This is a genomic window from Xanthobacter autotrophicus, from assembly GCF_005871085.1.
Lineage (GTDB): Bacteria > Pseudomonadota > Alphaproteobacteria > Rhizobiales > Xanthobacteraceae > Xanthobacter > Xanthobacter autotrophicus.
Map to the genome: position 1 here is coordinate 220,169 of NZ_VAUP01000022.1, position 14,968 is coordinate 235,136.

The 14,968-nt window shown below is 68.3% G+C and carries 16 protein-coding genes; 7 read left to right on the plus strand and 9 right to left on the minus strand.

What is annotated here, in order from left to right; genetic code table 11:
• Positions 1-9: 9 nt before the first annotated feature.
• Entirely contained in the window at positions 10-585 is a 576-nt protein-coding gene (locus FBQ73_RS09895; RefSeq protein ID WP_138399316.1) for a DUF1214 domain-containing protein, read from the plus strand.
• 143 nt (positions 586-728) lie between these two features.
• Complete coding sequence (locus tag FBQ73_RS09900) at positions 729-1,262, plus strand: DUF1254 domain-containing protein (RefSeq protein WP_138399674.1); 534 nt, start codon at positions 729-731, stop codon at positions 1,260-1,262.
• 322 nt (positions 1,263-1,584) lie between these two features.
• On the opposite strand, the gene FBQ73_RS09905 is transcribed toward FBQ73_RS09900, so the two are convergent.
• From FBQ73_RS09905 to FBQ73_RS09915, 3 genes are read right to left on the minus strand one after another with little or no spacing between them, the layout of a single operon-like run.
• On the minus strand, positions 1,585-1,929 hold the full coding sequence (locus FBQ73_RS09905) for a DUF1491 family protein (RefSeq protein WP_138399317.1): 345 nt from the start codon (positions 1,927-1,929) through the stop codon (positions 1,585-1,587).
• Positions 1,930-2,649: a peptidoglycan-binding domain-containing protein gene (locus FBQ73_RS09910; protein WP_138399318.1), complete on the minus strand. Its 720-nt coding sequence runs from the start codon at positions 2,647-2,649 to the stop codon at positions 1,930-1,932. It lies immediately after the preceding gene.
• Positions 2,646-4,100: a sensor histidine kinase gene (locus FBQ73_RS09915; protein WP_138399319.1), complete on the minus strand. Its 1,455-nt coding sequence runs from the start codon at positions 4,098-4,100 to the stop codon at positions 2,646-2,648. Before FBQ73_RS09915 ends, FBQ73_RS09910 begins: the two co-directional genes overlap by 4 nt.
• A 257-nt stretch (positions 4,101-4,357) precedes the next feature.
• Here FBQ73_RS09915 and FBQ73_RS09920 point away from each other — a divergent pair, with 257 nt between their 5' ends.
• Together FBQ73_RS09920 and FBQ73_RS09925 are read left to right on the plus strand one after the other, a co-directional pair.
• Positions 4,358-4,819 carry a DUF5330 domain-containing protein gene (locus FBQ73_RS09920; protein ID WP_138399320.1) on the plus strand — a complete coding sequence of 154 codons (462 nt, stop codon included), beginning with the start codon at positions 4,358-4,360 and terminating at the stop codon, positions 4,817-4,819.
• Between the two features lie 152 nt (positions 4,820-4,971).
• Positions 4,972-5,394: a SufE family protein gene (locus FBQ73_RS09925; protein ID WP_138399321.1), complete on the plus strand. Its 423-nt coding sequence runs from the start codon at positions 4,972-4,974 to the stop codon at positions 5,392-5,394.
• Positions 5,395-5,490: 96 nt separating this feature from the next.
• On the opposite strand, the gene FBQ73_RS09930 is transcribed toward FBQ73_RS09925, so the two are convergent.
• The 6 genes from FBQ73_RS09930 to cysD all read right to left on the minus strand — a co-directional run bounded on the left by FBQ73_RS09930 (position 5,491) and on the right by cysD (position 12,141).
• Positions 5,491-6,030 (minus strand): hypothetical protein, encoded by a 540-nt coding sequence (locus FBQ73_RS09930; RefSeq protein WP_138399322.1) that lies wholly within the window; start codon positions 6,028-6,030, stop codon positions 5,491-5,493.
• Positions 6,031-6,287: 257 nt separating this feature from the next.
• Positions 6,288-6,416: a hypothetical protein gene (locus tag FBQ73_RS23385; RefSeq protein ID WP_281278799.1), complete on the minus strand. Its 129-nt coding sequence runs from the start codon at positions 6,414-6,416 to the stop codon at positions 6,288-6,290.
• 344 nt (positions 6,417-6,760) lie between these two features.
• The gene (locus FBQ73_RS09935) at positions 6,761-7,786 is read right to left on the minus strand and encodes a GntR family transcriptional regulator (protein ID WP_138399323.1); all 1,026 of its coding nucleotides are present in this window, start codon (positions 7,784-7,786) and stop codon (positions 6,761-6,763) included.
• A 481-nt stretch (positions 7,787-8,267) separates the two neighbouring features.
• Positions 8,268-9,080 carry an enoyl-CoA hydratase/isomerase family protein gene (locus tag FBQ73_RS09940; protein ID WP_210236740.1) on the minus strand — a complete coding sequence of 271 codons (813 nt, stop codon included), beginning with the start codon at positions 9,078-9,080 and terminating at the stop codon, positions 8,268-8,270.
• Positions 9,081-9,244: 164 nt separating this feature from the next.
• On the minus strand, positions 9,245-11,188 hold the full coding sequence (gene cysC / locus FBQ73_RS09945) for an adenylyl-sulfate kinase (RefSeq protein ID WP_246089643.1): 1,944 nt from the start codon (positions 11,186-11,188) through the stop codon (positions 9,245-9,247).
• A 158-nt stretch (positions 11,189-11,346) separates the two neighbouring features.
• Positions 11,347-12,141: a sulfate adenylyltransferase subunit CysD gene (cysD, locus tag FBQ73_RS09950; protein WP_138399324.1), complete on the minus strand. Its 795-nt coding sequence runs from the start codon at positions 12,139-12,141 to the stop codon at positions 11,347-11,349.
• Between the two features lie 322 nt (positions 12,142-12,463).
• On the opposite strand from cysD, the gene FBQ73_RS09955 reads away from it, so the two are divergent.
• From FBQ73_RS09955 to FBQ73_RS09965, 3 genes are read left to right on the plus strand one after another with little or no spacing between them, the layout of a single operon-like run.
• Positions 12,464-12,778, plus strand: a complete 315-nt coding sequence (locus FBQ73_RS09955; RefSeq protein WP_138399325.1) for a DUF2849 domain-containing protein — start codon at positions 12,464-12,466, stop codon at positions 12,776-12,778.
• A 40-nt stretch (positions 12,779-12,818) separates the two neighbouring features.
• Positions 12,819-14,474 carry a nitrite/sulfite reductase gene (locus FBQ73_RS09960; protein ID WP_138399326.1) on the plus strand — a complete coding sequence of 552 codons (1,656 nt, stop codon included), beginning with the start codon at positions 12,819-12,821 and terminating at the stop codon, positions 14,472-14,474.
• The gene (locus tag FBQ73_RS09965; RefSeq protein WP_138399327.1) at positions 14,461-14,964 is read left to right on the plus strand and encodes a DUF934 domain-containing protein; all 504 of its coding nucleotides are present in this window, start codon (positions 14,461-14,463) and stop codon (positions 14,962-14,964) included. Before FBQ73_RS09960 ends, FBQ73_RS09965 begins: the two co-directional genes overlap by 14 nt.
• Positions 14,965-14,968 lie beyond the last annotated feature (4 nt).

Below are 14,968 nucleotides of genomic sequence, written 5' to 3' on the forward strand. Positions count from 1 at the left end.
GGATGTGCCGTGCGCCTTCTGCCTCTTGCCTTCACGCTTCTCGTCGCCACCATTCTCGGGCTCGGCGTCACCTGGTTTTCCGTTACCCACTCGCGCGGGCTCGATGTGGTGCGCGCCGGCGCTTGGCAGGGCTGGCCCCGCGCCGGCACGGCCAAGGCGGACCCTTACGCCCGCGCCGCCTTCGCCCGCTCGGGTGAGCTACCGCTGGAACTGGCCGACGGCCTGCTGTTCCTCGCGGCCACCGACGATGCCGGCAAGCCAATCGACGGGCGCTGCGAGACGCGCATCGTCGGCGTGCTGCCCCAGGCCCGGCTGTGGACGCTGACCGTCATGGACCAGGACGGCCACATCATCGCCAATGATGCCGGCCGCTTCAGCTTTACCAGCGCCGAGGTGGTCTATCGCGACGACGGCGCCATCGACGTGCGCCTCTCCCCGCGCGCCCGCTCGGGTAACTGGCTGCCCACCGGAGCCCGGCCACGGCTGCAAGTGGCGCTCCGTCTCTATGACGCGCCGTTCTCCTTCGCCTCCGGTGCCGCGGACGCAGCCGTCCTGCCCAGGATCACGCAGGAGGCTTGCCTTTGACGACGCTGGACGACCTGCGCGAGGAAGCCTCCACCGTTGCCGCCCGCCTCACCCGGCGCGCCGGGCGCTTTTTCGCCGGATTGCCGCGCCCGCATTTCTCGCGCCCGCGCCTGTCCCGGCCGCACTTCAGCTCGCCCGGACAGGTGCTGCTGTTCGTTGCGTTCGCGGTGGTGCTGGGCGCCATCACTCACATCCTCTCCGTCCTGAGCATGCCGGCGCTCGCCGAGCGCAACGCCTATGCACGGCTCTCTGAGCTGATGGATTCCAATGTGCTCACCCTGCTTCCGGATCCCTCGCCCCAGCAGCAGGTGTTGCCCATGATGGACCCTGCCTTCGTTTCGGCGGTGTGCCTTTATGATCTGTCGGTAGCGCCGCTGAAGGTGCGGGTGCCGGCGACGGCCGATTACACCTCGGTATCCTTCTATACGGCGGAGGGCCTCGCCTTCTACGCGCTGAGCGACCAAGCGGCGGGCAAGGTAATCGAGTTGGACCTCATGACGGCGCGCCAGAAGGCGGCATTGCCGGAGGATGAGGAAATCACCGCGGCTGACCGGCTGGTGATCGAATCGCCGGCCCTGGAAGGCATCGTGGCGGTGCGCGCGTTCGTACGCGAGCGGGGCATGCGGGCTTTCGTGCGGCGCCAGCTCGAAGCCGCCACCTGTACACCCTCGAACTGATTCAGCGCGCGCGCCGCCCATTTGTGCTGAAGGGCACCGGTCCCGGCAATGGCGCCTCATACCGCTCCACGCGCACCACAGGCAGGATCACAATGTCGGCGCCGGGCGACCGTATGTCGTCCGCATCCCGACTGCGGGCGGGGGGGCGGCGCGAAGCGAGGGTCGACGCGTCGGGGAACGCAATGACAGTGCTCATGCTCTGCTCCTCCATTGAGAGCCGTGATCACAACGTCGCTGGCGTCCTTATGGTTTCGTGTACCTGAACCGCAGATTAACCAATGATGGCGGGCGCCCCCCGCATACGCCTCCCGGCCCGCCCCTGTCAGTCCTTGGCCAGATCCAGGAAATGCCGGCCGGCGCGGTCCTCGATCTCCACCACGAAGATGTCCGGGTCGAACTTCAGTTCCCTGGCGATGCGCGCGTCCGCATCCGCCTCGGGCCGGCCGGGCTCGACCAGGACAGAAAACAGGCGATCGCCGGGAAAACCTTCATCGAACGCGCTCTGCGGAGCGGGGCCATAGAGGGCTGCGGTACCGTCAAGGCGCGAGACCTTGACGAAGATGGCCCCTGCCTCCTCGGAGCCGCGGCGCACCACGACCCCATAGGCACCTTCCACCTGGGCACGGCGGAGAAGCGCGGAAACGAAGATGGCGCTCTTGAGCCGCATTCAGTTGACCGTGACGCCGGAGACCGAGGCCAGTTCCCGCACCAGCTTGTCGCTGACCTCGCCATCGGCGGCCATGTTGCGGTCGCGCTGGAACCGCTGGATGGCGGAACGGGTCTCGCCGCCGGGCCGGCCGTCCACCTTTAACGGACCGTAGCCGAGCTTGGCCAGCGCCTTTTGCACCGCGAGCAGGCGCGGCGAGGCCGGCACGTCGCTCGGCGGGCGCACGGCACCGGTCACATCAGCCCCGGTGCCGACACTGGCCGGTGGGCGACGCGGAACCGGATCGGCATAGGCCTGCGAGGTCGAGCGGCCGGCCGCCGCCGTGCCGGGAACCAGGGGCACCGGCGTTCCGGTCACGGTGGTGCGGATGGACAGGTAGCCCAGCGCGCCGTCAGTTGCGCCACCGGCTGACGCTACGGGCGACCCGCCGGGACTGTGCGGCGGCAGCGGCACGGTGGTGCGGCTGGTCCTGGAGCGGTCGAGGGCCTGGATGGCCCCGGCCGGACGCGCCTCCGGCAGCGGCGCGCCAGCGGGCGGCGCCTGCAACAGCAGGAGGTTGACGAGGAAAGCGCCGGACGCGGCGAGCGCCACGGCGCCGGCCACCCAGTCTAGCCGGCGCAGGTGCCGGGCCTCGCTCGCATGGGCGATCGCCGTCGACAGGTCCACCGCCGCCGGCGCGTCCTCGCCCAATCCCCCCGCCATGACCGGTTCCAGCTTCATGCCATCCTCTTCGCGCGTGTTTCGTCGAGGCGGGCAGGAAACGGCGCCACCACGCCCTCGCCCCGCACCGCCGGTTCAACCGCAAGCGGCAATGTCACAGTGACGCTGGTGCCCCGCCCCGGCGCGCTCTCCACGCGGAAATCGCCGCCGTGCAGCTTCACCAGCCCCTTCACCACCGCGATGCCGAGACCGCTGCCCCGGGCCCGCTGGGTGCAGTCGCCGGCCTGGAAGAACGGCTCGCCGAGCCGGGCCACATCCTCCGGCCGCATGCCGGGGCCGGTGTCGCGTACCCGGATGGCGACCGCCTCGCCCTCGCGGCGGACACTGACCTGCACCCGGCCGCCCTCGGGCGTGAATTTCACGGCGTTGGACAAAAGATTGAGCACGATCTGCTTGAACGCCCGCCGGTCGGCATCGATGACCGGCAAGCGGGGCGCGAACACAGTCTTCACCGCCACGCCCGCGCGTCCGGCGTCGATGGCCACCATTTCGGCGCAGCCGGCGACGAGGGCGGCCATGTCCACCGCCTCGCGTTCCAGCTCGTAGGCCCCCGCCTCCACCCGCGAGAGATCCAGGATGTCGTTCACCAGGCCGAGCAGATGCTGGCCACTCTCGTGGATGATGCGCGCGTAATCGGCCTTGCGCACGTCGTCGAGGGGGGCGCCGGTCTCGGTCGCCAGCAGCTCGGAAAAACCGAGGATGGCGTTGAGCGGGGTGCGCAGCTCATGGCTCATGGCGGCGAGGAAGTGACTCTTGGCGGCGTTGGCCTCCTCCGCCTGGGCGCGGGCGCGGGCGGCATCGTCGGCCTTCAGCCGTTCAACGGCGGCGGCCTGCCAGGGCGCCCGCCAGACGATCCGCACCAAGCCGGAGCGCAGGGCCGTGCACCGCGCCTCCACGGTCATGAAGGCCGGAGCGGCTTCCCCCTTACCGTCGCAACGCAGGCGCAGCTCGCAGCGCTGCGCCCTGCCGTGATGGGCCGTCTGCACGGCGGAGAGGAAGGCCGGCCGGTCGGCCACCAGCACGCGCTCGAACAGGGCAAGGCCGGTGAAGGCGGCGGCCGATGCGCCGGCGAACGGCCCTTCCATCGCTTCCACCACCGCCACCTCACCGCGCAGGCCGTGGCGGGTGACGAGGAGGGCATCGTCGGGAATTTCCTCGCTGGCGCGGGTGGCGGCGCGGGCCAGCCCGCCGGCCACCGCCGCCAGGGCGGTCGAGACAAGACCGGTGGCCACCAGCGCCGTAGCATTCAAAAACGCACCCTGGACGAGGCCCGTGACCTCGGCCAGAAGCGCGATGGCGCCGCATCCCAGCGCCAGCACGCCGAGGCCCGTGAGCGTGGCGCCTGTGACCCGCCCGAGCACCGCAAGACGCGGCAGGCTCTCGCCGCCCGCGGCCCGCAGGGGGCCGGGACGAGAACCGTCTGCCGCTTCGCCGATGCCGAGGTGACGCACGCCGCCCCCTGTCAGATGCCCGCAAGCGCGAGCCGGATGCCTGAAAACTGCGCGCCGGTCTCCCGGCACTGCGGGGAACACCCTGCCACGGCAGGCTTTAAGCGAACGCTAAGCCGGGGCGGCACTGCCCGCTTTCAGCGTTAACGATGTCTTGAAAAGTGCAGCCCGACGGCGGCCGCGCAGGCCCCCGTCGGCCACCGGCTCTGGTAATTTGCAAGGGCGCCGGCATCCGGCCCGCGCATCTCGACGAGGGGGCCATGTTCTTTCTGCTTCGCCTCGCCTTCTGGCTCGGCCTCGTGCTGCTGCTCCTGCCGCTCGGCCTCAAGGGCACCGACGGCAAGGAGGTGAGCGTGTTCGACGCCTTCGGCGCCGCGCAGGCGCTGGTGGCCGACCTCAAGGGATTCTGCGATCGCCAGCCGCAAGCCTGCGCGGTGGGCGGGCAGATGGCGAGCCACCTTGTCGAGAAGGCGCAGGTGGGCGCCAAGTGGCTGCACGATTCCATCGGCTCTTCGCCCTCCGGCGAAGCGCCCCATCCGCCTGCCGGCGTGCCGGGCTCCGGCCAGGCGGGCGGGCTCGACCTCGCGCCTCAGGATTTGCTACCGGTCTGGGGCGGTGGCGAAAACGCCCGCACTTTCGTGCCCCAGGGTGTCCAGCCCGGCGCCCCCGCCCTGCCGGCCTCCCCCGCCCCGACGCCCCTGCCGCCGCGCCGGCCAGCCTGATACCTTCTGCCCGCCGTCGCGCCGGCGATCGCCACATCGAATCAAAGTGGCCGCATTTCCTTGCCGGCTGTGCTATGCTGCACCGCAAGGTTCTATGGCTGCCCGTTCCGTTTTCCGGGCGGGCGCCTCAGGTGAGACGAGGAATTGGCCTCATGAACGCAGACGACCTCATTGCCGATTTTGAATTCTTGGACAATTGGGAAGACCGGTACCGCCACGTCATCGAGCTGGGCAAGAAGCTGCCGCCCTTCCCGGACGCGGAGCGCAACGAAACCAACAAGGTGCAGGGCTGCGCCAGCCAGGTGTGGCTCATCTCCGACCTGAAGCAGACGCCGGCCGGTACCATCATCGAATTCCAGGGCGATTCGGACGCGCACATCGTGCGCGGCTTGGTGGCGGTGCTGCTCCACCTCGTATCGGGCCACAGCCCGAAGGAGATCATGGAGACGGACATCCTCGGCGTGTTCCGGCAGATCGGGCTTGAGGGTCACCTCACGCCGCAGCGTTCCAACGGCCTGCGCTCGATGGTGGAACGCATCCGCGGTCACGCTCGCGCAGCACTCGCTGCCGCCTGAGGCGGTTCCGGCCCTGCAAGTCAGGGCCGGGTCCAGGCCTTCGCACGATCAAGGCTGACCAATCCCGGCCGCTCTTGTCGACGGCCGCTCTTGCGATCAGGCACGGCCCGAGGTGCCGCGCACCACGATTTCGGCCGCAGCTAAGCGCCGGAACAAGTTGCGTTGGCGGGCGATGGGCCACCAGTCGTAGAGGAAGATCTCCATGGGCCGCCACAGCGCGACCCAGCCGAGGATCAGCAGGCCTTCGGCAGCAAATCCCGCCAGATTCCGCGAAAACGCCCCCTCGCCGATCAGGCCGGCAATGCCGAGGCAGACGGCGAGCACGGCGCAGCCGATGGTCAGCGACAGTCGGCCGACGCGGAACAGCTCCTTCAGTTCGCCAGACACCGCGATTTCGCGATCCATGAAATAATGGCGCATCGCCTCGGGCAGGCCCCGCGCCTCGGACGCTGCAGCTTCCGCTTCGGGCAGATGCACCACGATCCGCATGGGCGCACCGCGCGGCAATTCGCGCGCCCAGGCGACGATATACGCCTCGGCCTCAGGGTCGAGATCCCGCTCCCGGAAGGGAAAGGGATCGAGCATGTTGAAGAGCTGCGAGACCCGCTCAACGCGGATCTCGATGTCGGTGTCCATGTCGATTATTCAATCCGCTCTGGCGCGGCGCCCGCCGAACGCCTTTCGACCAAATCGCTGCGCGATACCGTCTAGAGCGTGATCCGGGCAAATTGCCCCATTCACAATCAATTTTGCCGTCAACCGCCCATGCGTCTCAAGCGAAAGCACGCTTCGACTAGCCCGCAATGCAAGCTGGCCGACGCGTGCTCTCCGATTGCGTCCCGTCGAAACTCAAACGGAGATGAGGATTTCCCGGTAGCGGAAGGTGGAGCGCCTCAGCGGCTGACGCGGCGCGCCCGCACGCGCACGGGCACCGCCTGCTTCTGCCGCGCCGCAAGCTGGGCGAGGACCATGGCCCCGACAAGAGCTGCGAGGGCGAGAGCGGAACCGGCAATGAGGGACATGGAGATCCTCCTCCAAGACACTTGCGACGACTGTCGCCAAGCAGACAGGCTCTGCGCCGACGAACAAGTTATCTTAACCTCGTTCGTGCCGGGCGCTACCCGTCTAGATCAACAAATAGGTGCAGCGCGCGTGGCAACGAGGGGCGTCACGCCCATGTGACCGCCTTTCGGCGTTCATTTGCGGCAGACCCATGGAGTTACGGCACAAAATGCTGCTGCATCAAAAGCTTGGGTCCGGGCGCCGTGAATGTCCGGTTCGCCGTCCTCAGGCAGGCGGCACGGAGGCGTGGCTCGCGACGCCCGGTATCCGCGATTCCCGACCCGCCATCCCCCGACCCGCGCGACTACAACGGCGACAGATAGGGCAGCGGACCCGGGGCCGGAGCCTGGCGCACCCGTTCCAGGCGCTCCATGGCGCGGGCGAAGGAGCCATCAAGATGGCTCTTGAGCGCCTCCACCGCCGCTTCCGCGCGGCCAGCCGAAAGCCGCTCCGCCACGTCCATGTGCTCGGCGAGGAACGGCTCGACGCCGGGCGCCCGTGCTGCGGCGTCATAAAGGAAGGTCAGGGCCACCAGCAGGGTCTGGTAGGAGGAAAGGGCGTCCATGAGGGTTGCGTTGCCGCAATGGCCGAGAAGGCTGATGTGCAACTCCTCCTCCAGGGCGCTGAGGCGCGCGCCGTCCACCGCCTCGGGCGCTGCCATGGCGTCCGCGAGGTTGCCCGCAAGCGCCTTGAGCGTCGCCGGAGGAAGGCGAGGCGCGGCAAGGCGCAAGGCCGCCGGCTCCAGGATGGCGCGCATCTCGAACAGTTCGGCCACGTAAGCGGGCGTGAGTGCCGGCGCATACCAGTGCTGGCGCGCATCCTTGCGCACGACGCCGCGCTGGTGAAGCCGCGACAACGCCTCCCGGGCCACCGTGCGGCTGACGCCGTAGGCGGCGGCAAGGTGATTCTCCACCACGCGAAACGAGCCGAAGGCACTGCGGGTGACCACCTCGTGCTCCACCTCCTTGTAGATACGCTCCCAGGTGGATTCGGGGGCGAGGTGGATATCTGCCGCCGGCGCCTGTTCGGTGAAATCCGGGACGGGGCCGATGGGCAGCTCGACGACGAAGCCGTGCCCCTCGGCCCGGCGCACCAGGCCCAATTGCTCCAGCCGGGCAAGGGCCTGGCGAGCCGGTGCGCGGGAAATGCCGAACCGTTCCGCCACCCGAGATTCGAGCAGCCGCTCGCCGGGCCGGAGCGCGCCGGAAACGATCTGCGCCGCCAGAATGTCGAAAGCCCGTTCATGCAGGCGGGGCGCGAGCCCGCTGGTCCGCTCCGCGTCCCGGCCGGGCTCAACGCCTTTGCCGGCAGCGGGGATCAGGTGTCCCATCGCGTCCTCACCGTCCCGATTTCCCATCGCATGTTGGGAAGGGTGCCGGAGTGGGCGCGAGATGCCAAGCCCCACAAAGGCTTATGCATGGCGCGGGATGCCGCACCTGAAGAGATGGCCCAAGAGAGAAAAGCACGAGAGCAGGTCGAGGAAGCGCGGCCCGGAAGACATGCTCCGGAAGGAGCGGAAGACGAGCCGCCCCCTTCCCCCAGGCCAAGCTTCGCGCGGCGCAAAGCGCATCGACGCGCGAGGCGAATGGCTCAGCCGAAAATTACGGCGGCGGCAATGACGCCGTAGGCCAGAACGAAGAGGAAGCTGTCCCGCAGGACTCGTCCACGTGCTATGGTCATAATTCACTTCCCATTATGTCCGGTCATTTTATATTGAAAGTGAATATGGTCAATAAACATTTTTTCAACGTTATTTAATAGCACCCCCCACCCGCTGACGCACGTCGGCGGGCAGGGGGCTTGCTATCGAGCTACCGCCCCTCGAAGCGGGGCGCGCGCTTTTCCACGAAGGCGGCGGCGCCTTCGGCGAAATCATGAGTGCCGGCGCTGGCGATGAAGGCATCGCGCTCGGCGTTCAACTGGTCCGACAGGCTGTGGTTGAAGGAGGCGCGCAGCAGATGCTTGATGCGGCCATAGGCCAGCGTCGGCCCGGCGGCGAGGCGCTTGGCCAGCGCATCCGTCTCGGCCGCAAGATCGGCCGCCGGCACCACCTTGTTCACCAGCCCCAGCCGCAGCGCCTCGGCCGCGTCCACCGTGTCGGAGAGCAGCGCGATCTCCATGGCCTTGCGCAGCCCCACCACCCGCGGCAGCGAGAAGGTGGACGACCCGTCCGGCGAAGTGCCGATGCGGGTGTAGGCCAGGGTCATCTTGATGTCGTCGGCGGCGATGGCGAGGTCCGCAGCCAGCGCCACCGAGACCCCCGCCCCCGCCACCGCGCCGTGGAGGCACGCGATCACCGGCGCCGGCATGGCGGCGAGCGAGACGATGGCATGGTGGAACGGGTCGATGATGGCGTTGACCACCTTCGGCGCATCGCGGCCCGCCGCGTGGAAGCGGCCCACGTCGCCGCCGGCCATGAAGGCTCGCCCTTCCCCCGACAGCACGACAACGCGGACGCTCTCGTCCTTCGCCACCTGGTCCACGGCCGACTTGAAGGCCAGCACCGCCGCCTCGTTGATGGCGTTCAGCACCTGGGGACGGTTGAAGCGGATGCGGGCGATGCCCTCGGCGATGTCGAGGCGAATGGGGTGTTCGTCGGCGGCGGCGCTGGTGGGGGCGCTCATCAGGGGCGTTCCTCGGGCTTTGTCGGCTCGAACCGCACGCGGAATGCGGCGGCGGCCTTGCGGATTGGGACCGCCAAGCTGCCAAAGCCGGAGCATCGCCACAAGGCGGCCGGGCCGAGAGTTTTCAGGCCCGGTGCCGGTGCTGAGTGCCGAACTCGCCGATCTCAGATCGGCGAATCGGTATCCGGCGGGAACAGCACGCCGGCCTCTTCCAGATAGGCCTCCAGCGCCGCCAGCGTGGCAGCGATGTCTCCGGTGGTGTCGAGCACCAGTTCAGGCGCCTCCGGCTCCTCATAGGGCGCGGAAATGCCGGTGAAGCTGGCGATCTCGCCCTTGCGGGCCTTGGCGTAGTGACCCTTGGGGTCGCGCCCCTCGCACACTTCCAGCGGGGCGCGGATGAACACCTCATGGAAGAAGCGCGCCCCCACCTCCCGCGCCTGCTCCCGGTCGGCGCGCGTGGGCGACACCAAAGCGACGATGGCGATATGGCCGTTGCGGGCAAGGAAGCCGGCCATGTGGGCGACGCGGCGGATGTTCTCCGAGCGCTCCTGCGGCGAGAAGCCGAGGTCGGCATTGAGCCCGGTGCGCAGGGTGTCGCCGTCCAGGTAGACCGGCGAGCCGCCGAGGTCGAACAGGCGCCGCTCCAGGGCCCGCGCCACCGTGGACTTGCCGGAGGCCGGCAGCCCGGTGAGCCACAGCACCGCGCCCTGGTGATGGAAGCGCGTGACCCTTTCCGCCGGGGTGACGGCCGAATCCACCGCCACCACGGGGCCACGCTTCGGCGCTTCCAGCCGCGCCTCGCGGGCCGCGTGCAGGATGATGCCGCCGCCGCAGATGCGCCGGTCCCGCTCCACCACCACGCGGCCGGTGAAGGCGTTGAGGTGGTAGGGATCGGCCGGCAGGGCCTGGCGCAAGGTGATTTCCACCTCGCCCACATAGTTGCGGCCAAGGCTCGCCTGCCCCTCGGTGACGAGATTGGCGGGATCCACGGCGCTGGTCACCGCCGAGACCACGCCCGGCGCGGCGGCGGTGGACAGGCGCACCACCACCGGGTCACCCGCCTTCAGCGGCGCATCGTCGAGCCAGAACAGGCGCACCTTCAGACTTTTGGCGGCACGGGGGCGCTGGTCGCCATGAGCGGCGATGTCGCCGCGGGTGACGAAAATATCCTTGTCGAGTGTGATGCCGGCGGACTGGCCGGCCTCAACGGTCGTCGGCGCCGAGCCGGGCCACGCCTCGATGGATTTCACCCGCGCGGTGGCACCCGACGGCTCGAAGGCAAGCTCGTCGCCCACGGAGAGGCGGCCGCTTTCGATACGGCCGGCAAGGATGCGCCGCTCGTCGAACTTGTAGACCGCCTGGATCGGGAAGCGCAGCGGCTGGTCGGACAGGCTCGGCGGCGCGGTGAAGGCGTCCAGCGCCTCCACCACCGTGGGGCCGGAATACCAGGGCAGGCGCGCTGTGCGCTCGGAGATGAAGTCACCGTCGCGGGCCGAAACCGGGATGACGAAGGTGGGGCGCAGGCCGAAGCCGCCGAGATAGGCGCTCACATCCTCCTCGATGGCCGCGAACGCCTCCTGGTCGAAGGCCACGCGATCCATCTTGTTCACCACCACCGTCACCTGCCGCAGGCCGAGCAGGTGCAGCAGGAAGGCGTGGCGGCGGGTCTGCTCGCGCACGCCCTCGCCCGCATCCACCAGCAGCAGGGCCGCGTCGGCCTGGGCGGCGCCGGTGACCATGTTGCGCAGGAATTCCACATGGCCGGGCGCGTCGATGAGCACATAGTCGCGCTTGGCGGTCTTGAAGCGGATCTGGCTGGTGTCCACCGTGATGCCCTGGTCGCGCTCGGTCTGCAGCGCGTCGAGCAGGAACGACCACTCGAACGGCATGCCGCGGCGGGCGGAGACCTCCTTCAGCATCTCCAGCTTGCCGTCGGGCAACGAGCCGGTCTCGTGCAGGAGACGGCCGACCAGGGTGGACTTCCCGTGGTCCACGTGGCCGACGATGACGATGCGCAGAAGCTCACGCTCTTTGGCCGCAGCCGCGGCGGAAGAGGTGGCGAGCGGCAGGGTGGACGTTGATGCGGAAACGGACGTTGACGCGGACATGGCAATGATCTCTTCAAAATCTCGGGAGGCGGCGCGCTGGACGGTCGGCGGATCCTGGTCCATCGGTCCCGGTCTACGACCGGCACCGCGAGGGTTTCGCTCAAGTGCCGCGCGGGCTTGACCAAGGACCGGCGAGCACGGCTCGCCGGTCGTTGGTTTCACAGGTAGCCGGCGGTGCGCAGGCGCTCGAAGGCGTCCTCGGATTCGTGGTCCATGGCGCGGCCCGAGCGCTCGGAGGTCTTGGTGACGGCCAGTTCGGCCAGAATCTCGTCCAGGGTGGATGCGTCCGACTCCACCGGGTTGGTGATGTCCTGGTCGCCCAGCGAGCGGTAGCGCTTGCCGTCCTTGGAGAAGTACAGCGGGATCACCGGGATGTTCTCGCGCTGGGTGTAGGCCCAGATGTCCATCTCCGTCCAATGCAGGATGGGATGGATGCGCACATGGGCGCCGGGGGTCAAAGCGGTGTTGTACTGGTCCCAGAATTCGGGGGGCTGCTCGCGCACGTTCCAGGCGCCGTCGGTGCCGCGCGGCGAGAAGAAGCGCTCCTTGGCTCGGGTCGGCTCCTCGTCGCGGCGAATGCCGGCGATGACACCGTCGAAGCCGTGCTTGGCCAGCGCCAGGCGCAGGCCTTCGGTCTTGCGGGCGGCGGAACGGGCGGCGGGGGGCAGCGTGGGGTCGGTGCTCTCGATGGGCGGGCAATCCTCGACGATGAGGTCGAGGTCCCATTCCTTCGCGTAGTGATCGCGGAAGGCATACATCTCGGGGAACTTGCGGTGGGTATCCACGTGCATGGCCGGGAATGGCAGGCGGCCGAAGAAGGCCTTGCGCGCCAGGTGGATCATCACGTTGGAATCCTTGCCGAGCGACCACAGCATGGCAATCTTGCGCAGCTGGGCGAAGGCCTCGCGGAAGATGAAGATGCTCTGCGCTTCCAGCGCATCGAGACGCGTCATGACGTCATTCCTTCGTGGCACCGCTGAAGGTGCCGGTCTGCCCCGGTCTTCGCCTGTCCGCAGACCGCAGGACACGCCGGGCCGGAGCCAATTCCAAACCGAACCGCCCTCCCCTTCCGCCTTGACCACGCCCGCGACGGGCGCCACAGACGGCGGGCAACTTTAAATTCTACCAAACTGGTAGATTTTACATTGACGAGAGGCGGTTATTTTCATATTGCGCATTTTTGATCGGTAATTTAGCTTAAGACACACGTCAACTGGATTATTTAGCGCTCTCCCGCTGTGAGATGGGAAATCGGGCGCGCGGAGCGGCTTTTTCATGACCTCCCCCTTGCAGCGCAAGCTCAAGATCAGCGGACCTACGGTGGTCACCGCCAACCGTCTCGCGGACGGCATTTCCGTGTGGCTCACCGCCACCGGCGGCTGGAGCGAGACCATCGCCCAGGCCGCGGTGGGCACCACCAGCGACGAGGTGCTGCGGCTGCTCGACATCGCCCATGCGGACGAGATCACCGCGGTCGGCGCCTATCCGGCTCCGGCCATTCTGGCGGCCGACGGCACGCCGCAGCCGGCCAATTTGCGCGAGCGCATCCGCGTCACCGGCCCCACCATTTCCCTGCCCGGCGCCGCCTGAGATCCCTCAAGGGACCCCGACGCCCAAGCGAGTAGGCCTCATGTACGTCTATGACGAGTTCGATCGCACGTTCCTTCAGGAACGCGTCGCCGAGTTCCGCGATCAGGTGGCGCGCCGCCTGTCGGGGGAGCTGAACGAGGAGGAGTTCAAGCCGCTCCGCCTCATGAACGGCGTGTACCTGCAGCTCCATGCCTACATGCTGCGGGTGTGCATTCCCTACGGCACCCTGTCGTCGCAGCAGCTGCGCGCGCTGGGCGCGGTGGCCCGCAAATATGACCGGGGCTACGGCCACTTCACCACTCGGCAGAACATCCAGTTCAACTGGATCAAGCTGAACGAGCTGCCGGACGCCATGGCGGACCTCGCCAAGGTGGGCATCCACGGTCTCCAGACCTCCGGCAACTGCATCCGCAACACCACCACCGATCCGTGGGCCGGCGCGGCGGCGGACGAGGTGGAGGACCCGCGCCTCTATGCGGAGGTGATCCGCCAGTGGTCCACCCTGCACCCGGAATTCACCTACCTGCCGCGCAAGTTCAAGATCGCCATCACCGCGGCCAAGCACGATCGCGCCGCCATCCGCGTGCACGACATCGGCCTGCGCCTCCACAAGCGCGACGGCGAGACCGGCTTCGAGGTGATGGTGGGCGGCGGGCTCGGCCGCTCGCCCTTCATCGGCAAGACCATCAAGGACTTCCTGCCGAAGGAGCACCTGCTCTCTTATCTCGAGGCGGTGCTACGCACCTACAACCTCGGCGGCCGGCGCGACAACATCTACAAGGCGCGCATCAAGATCCAGGTGCACGAGATGGGCGCCGAGGCCTTCGCGAAGAAGGTGGAGGCCGAGTGGGCCGAGATCCGCGACGGCGCCCTGAAGCTGGACGAAGCCGCCCTCGACGCCATCCGCGACCGCTTCCAGATCCCGGACCTCGAGGCGCTGGACGACCAGCCCGCGGAGCTGGCCAGCGCCCTCGCCACCGACGACGCCTTCGCCCGCTGGCATGCCAATTCGGTGGCGCCCCACAAGGCGAAGGGCCATGCCATTGTCACGCTCTCGCTGAAGCCCGTGGGCGCCCCGCCCGGCGACGCCACGGCGGACCAGATGGACGCCATCGCCGACCTCGCCGACCAGTATGCCTATGGCGAGATCCGCGTCGCCCACGAGCAGAACCTCACCTTCCCCTATGTGCGGCAGAAGGATCTGCCGGCGCTGTGGGCGAAGCTGAAAGCGATCGGCGTCGCCACCCCCAATGTGGGCCTCCTCACCGACATCATCTCCTGCCCCGGCCTCGACTATTGCTCGCTGGCCAACACCCGCTCGATCCCGATCGCGCAGAAGCTCACCGAGCGCTTCGCCGACGAGGCGCGCATCGCCGACATCGGCCGGCTGCACGTGAACATTTCAGGCTGCATCAATGCATGCGGCCACCACCATGTGGGTCATATCGGCATTCTGGGCGTGGAGAAGAAGGACGAGGAGTTCTTCCAGATCACCCTGGGCGGCAAGGGCAATTCCAAGGCCCGCATCGGCGAGCTGATCGGCCCCGCCGTTGCGGAAAGCGAGATCGTGGACGTGGTGGAAAGCCTCGTCGATACCTATCTCAACCTGCGCACCTCTCCCGCCGAGACCTTCGTGGCGGCGGTGGAGCGTTTGGGAATCGAGCCTTTCAAGGAGCGCGCCTATGCCCCTCGTTAAGAACGGGGCGCTTGCCGCCGACCTGTTCGTTGCCGTCGCCGACGGCGAGCCGCTGCCCGACGGGCCGGTGATCGTATCCGCCGCGCGCCTTCTTGCGGACGGCCCGGCGCTCATCATCCGCAACGGCGAGATTGGCGTTGCCTGGCCCAACGACAAGGATGTGGCCGAGCTTCAGCCCTTCCTGTCGCGGCTGTCGCTGATCACCCTTGCCTTCCCGAAGCTCCGCGATGGGCGTGCCTACAGCCAGGCCCGGCTTCTGCGCGAGCGCTACGGCTACAAGGGTGAGCTGCGCGCCGTGGGCAACGTGCTGCGTGACCAGGTGCTGATGATGGTGCGCGCCGGTTTCGACGCCTTTTCCCTGGAAAAGGCGGCGGACGTGGAGGCCTTCGGCAAGGCGGTTGCCACCTATTCCGTCTTCTACCAGCCCACGGGCGACCACCGCCCCACCGTGCGCGACGCCCGCACCGCGCCGGCGGCCACAGGGGGATAGGTCC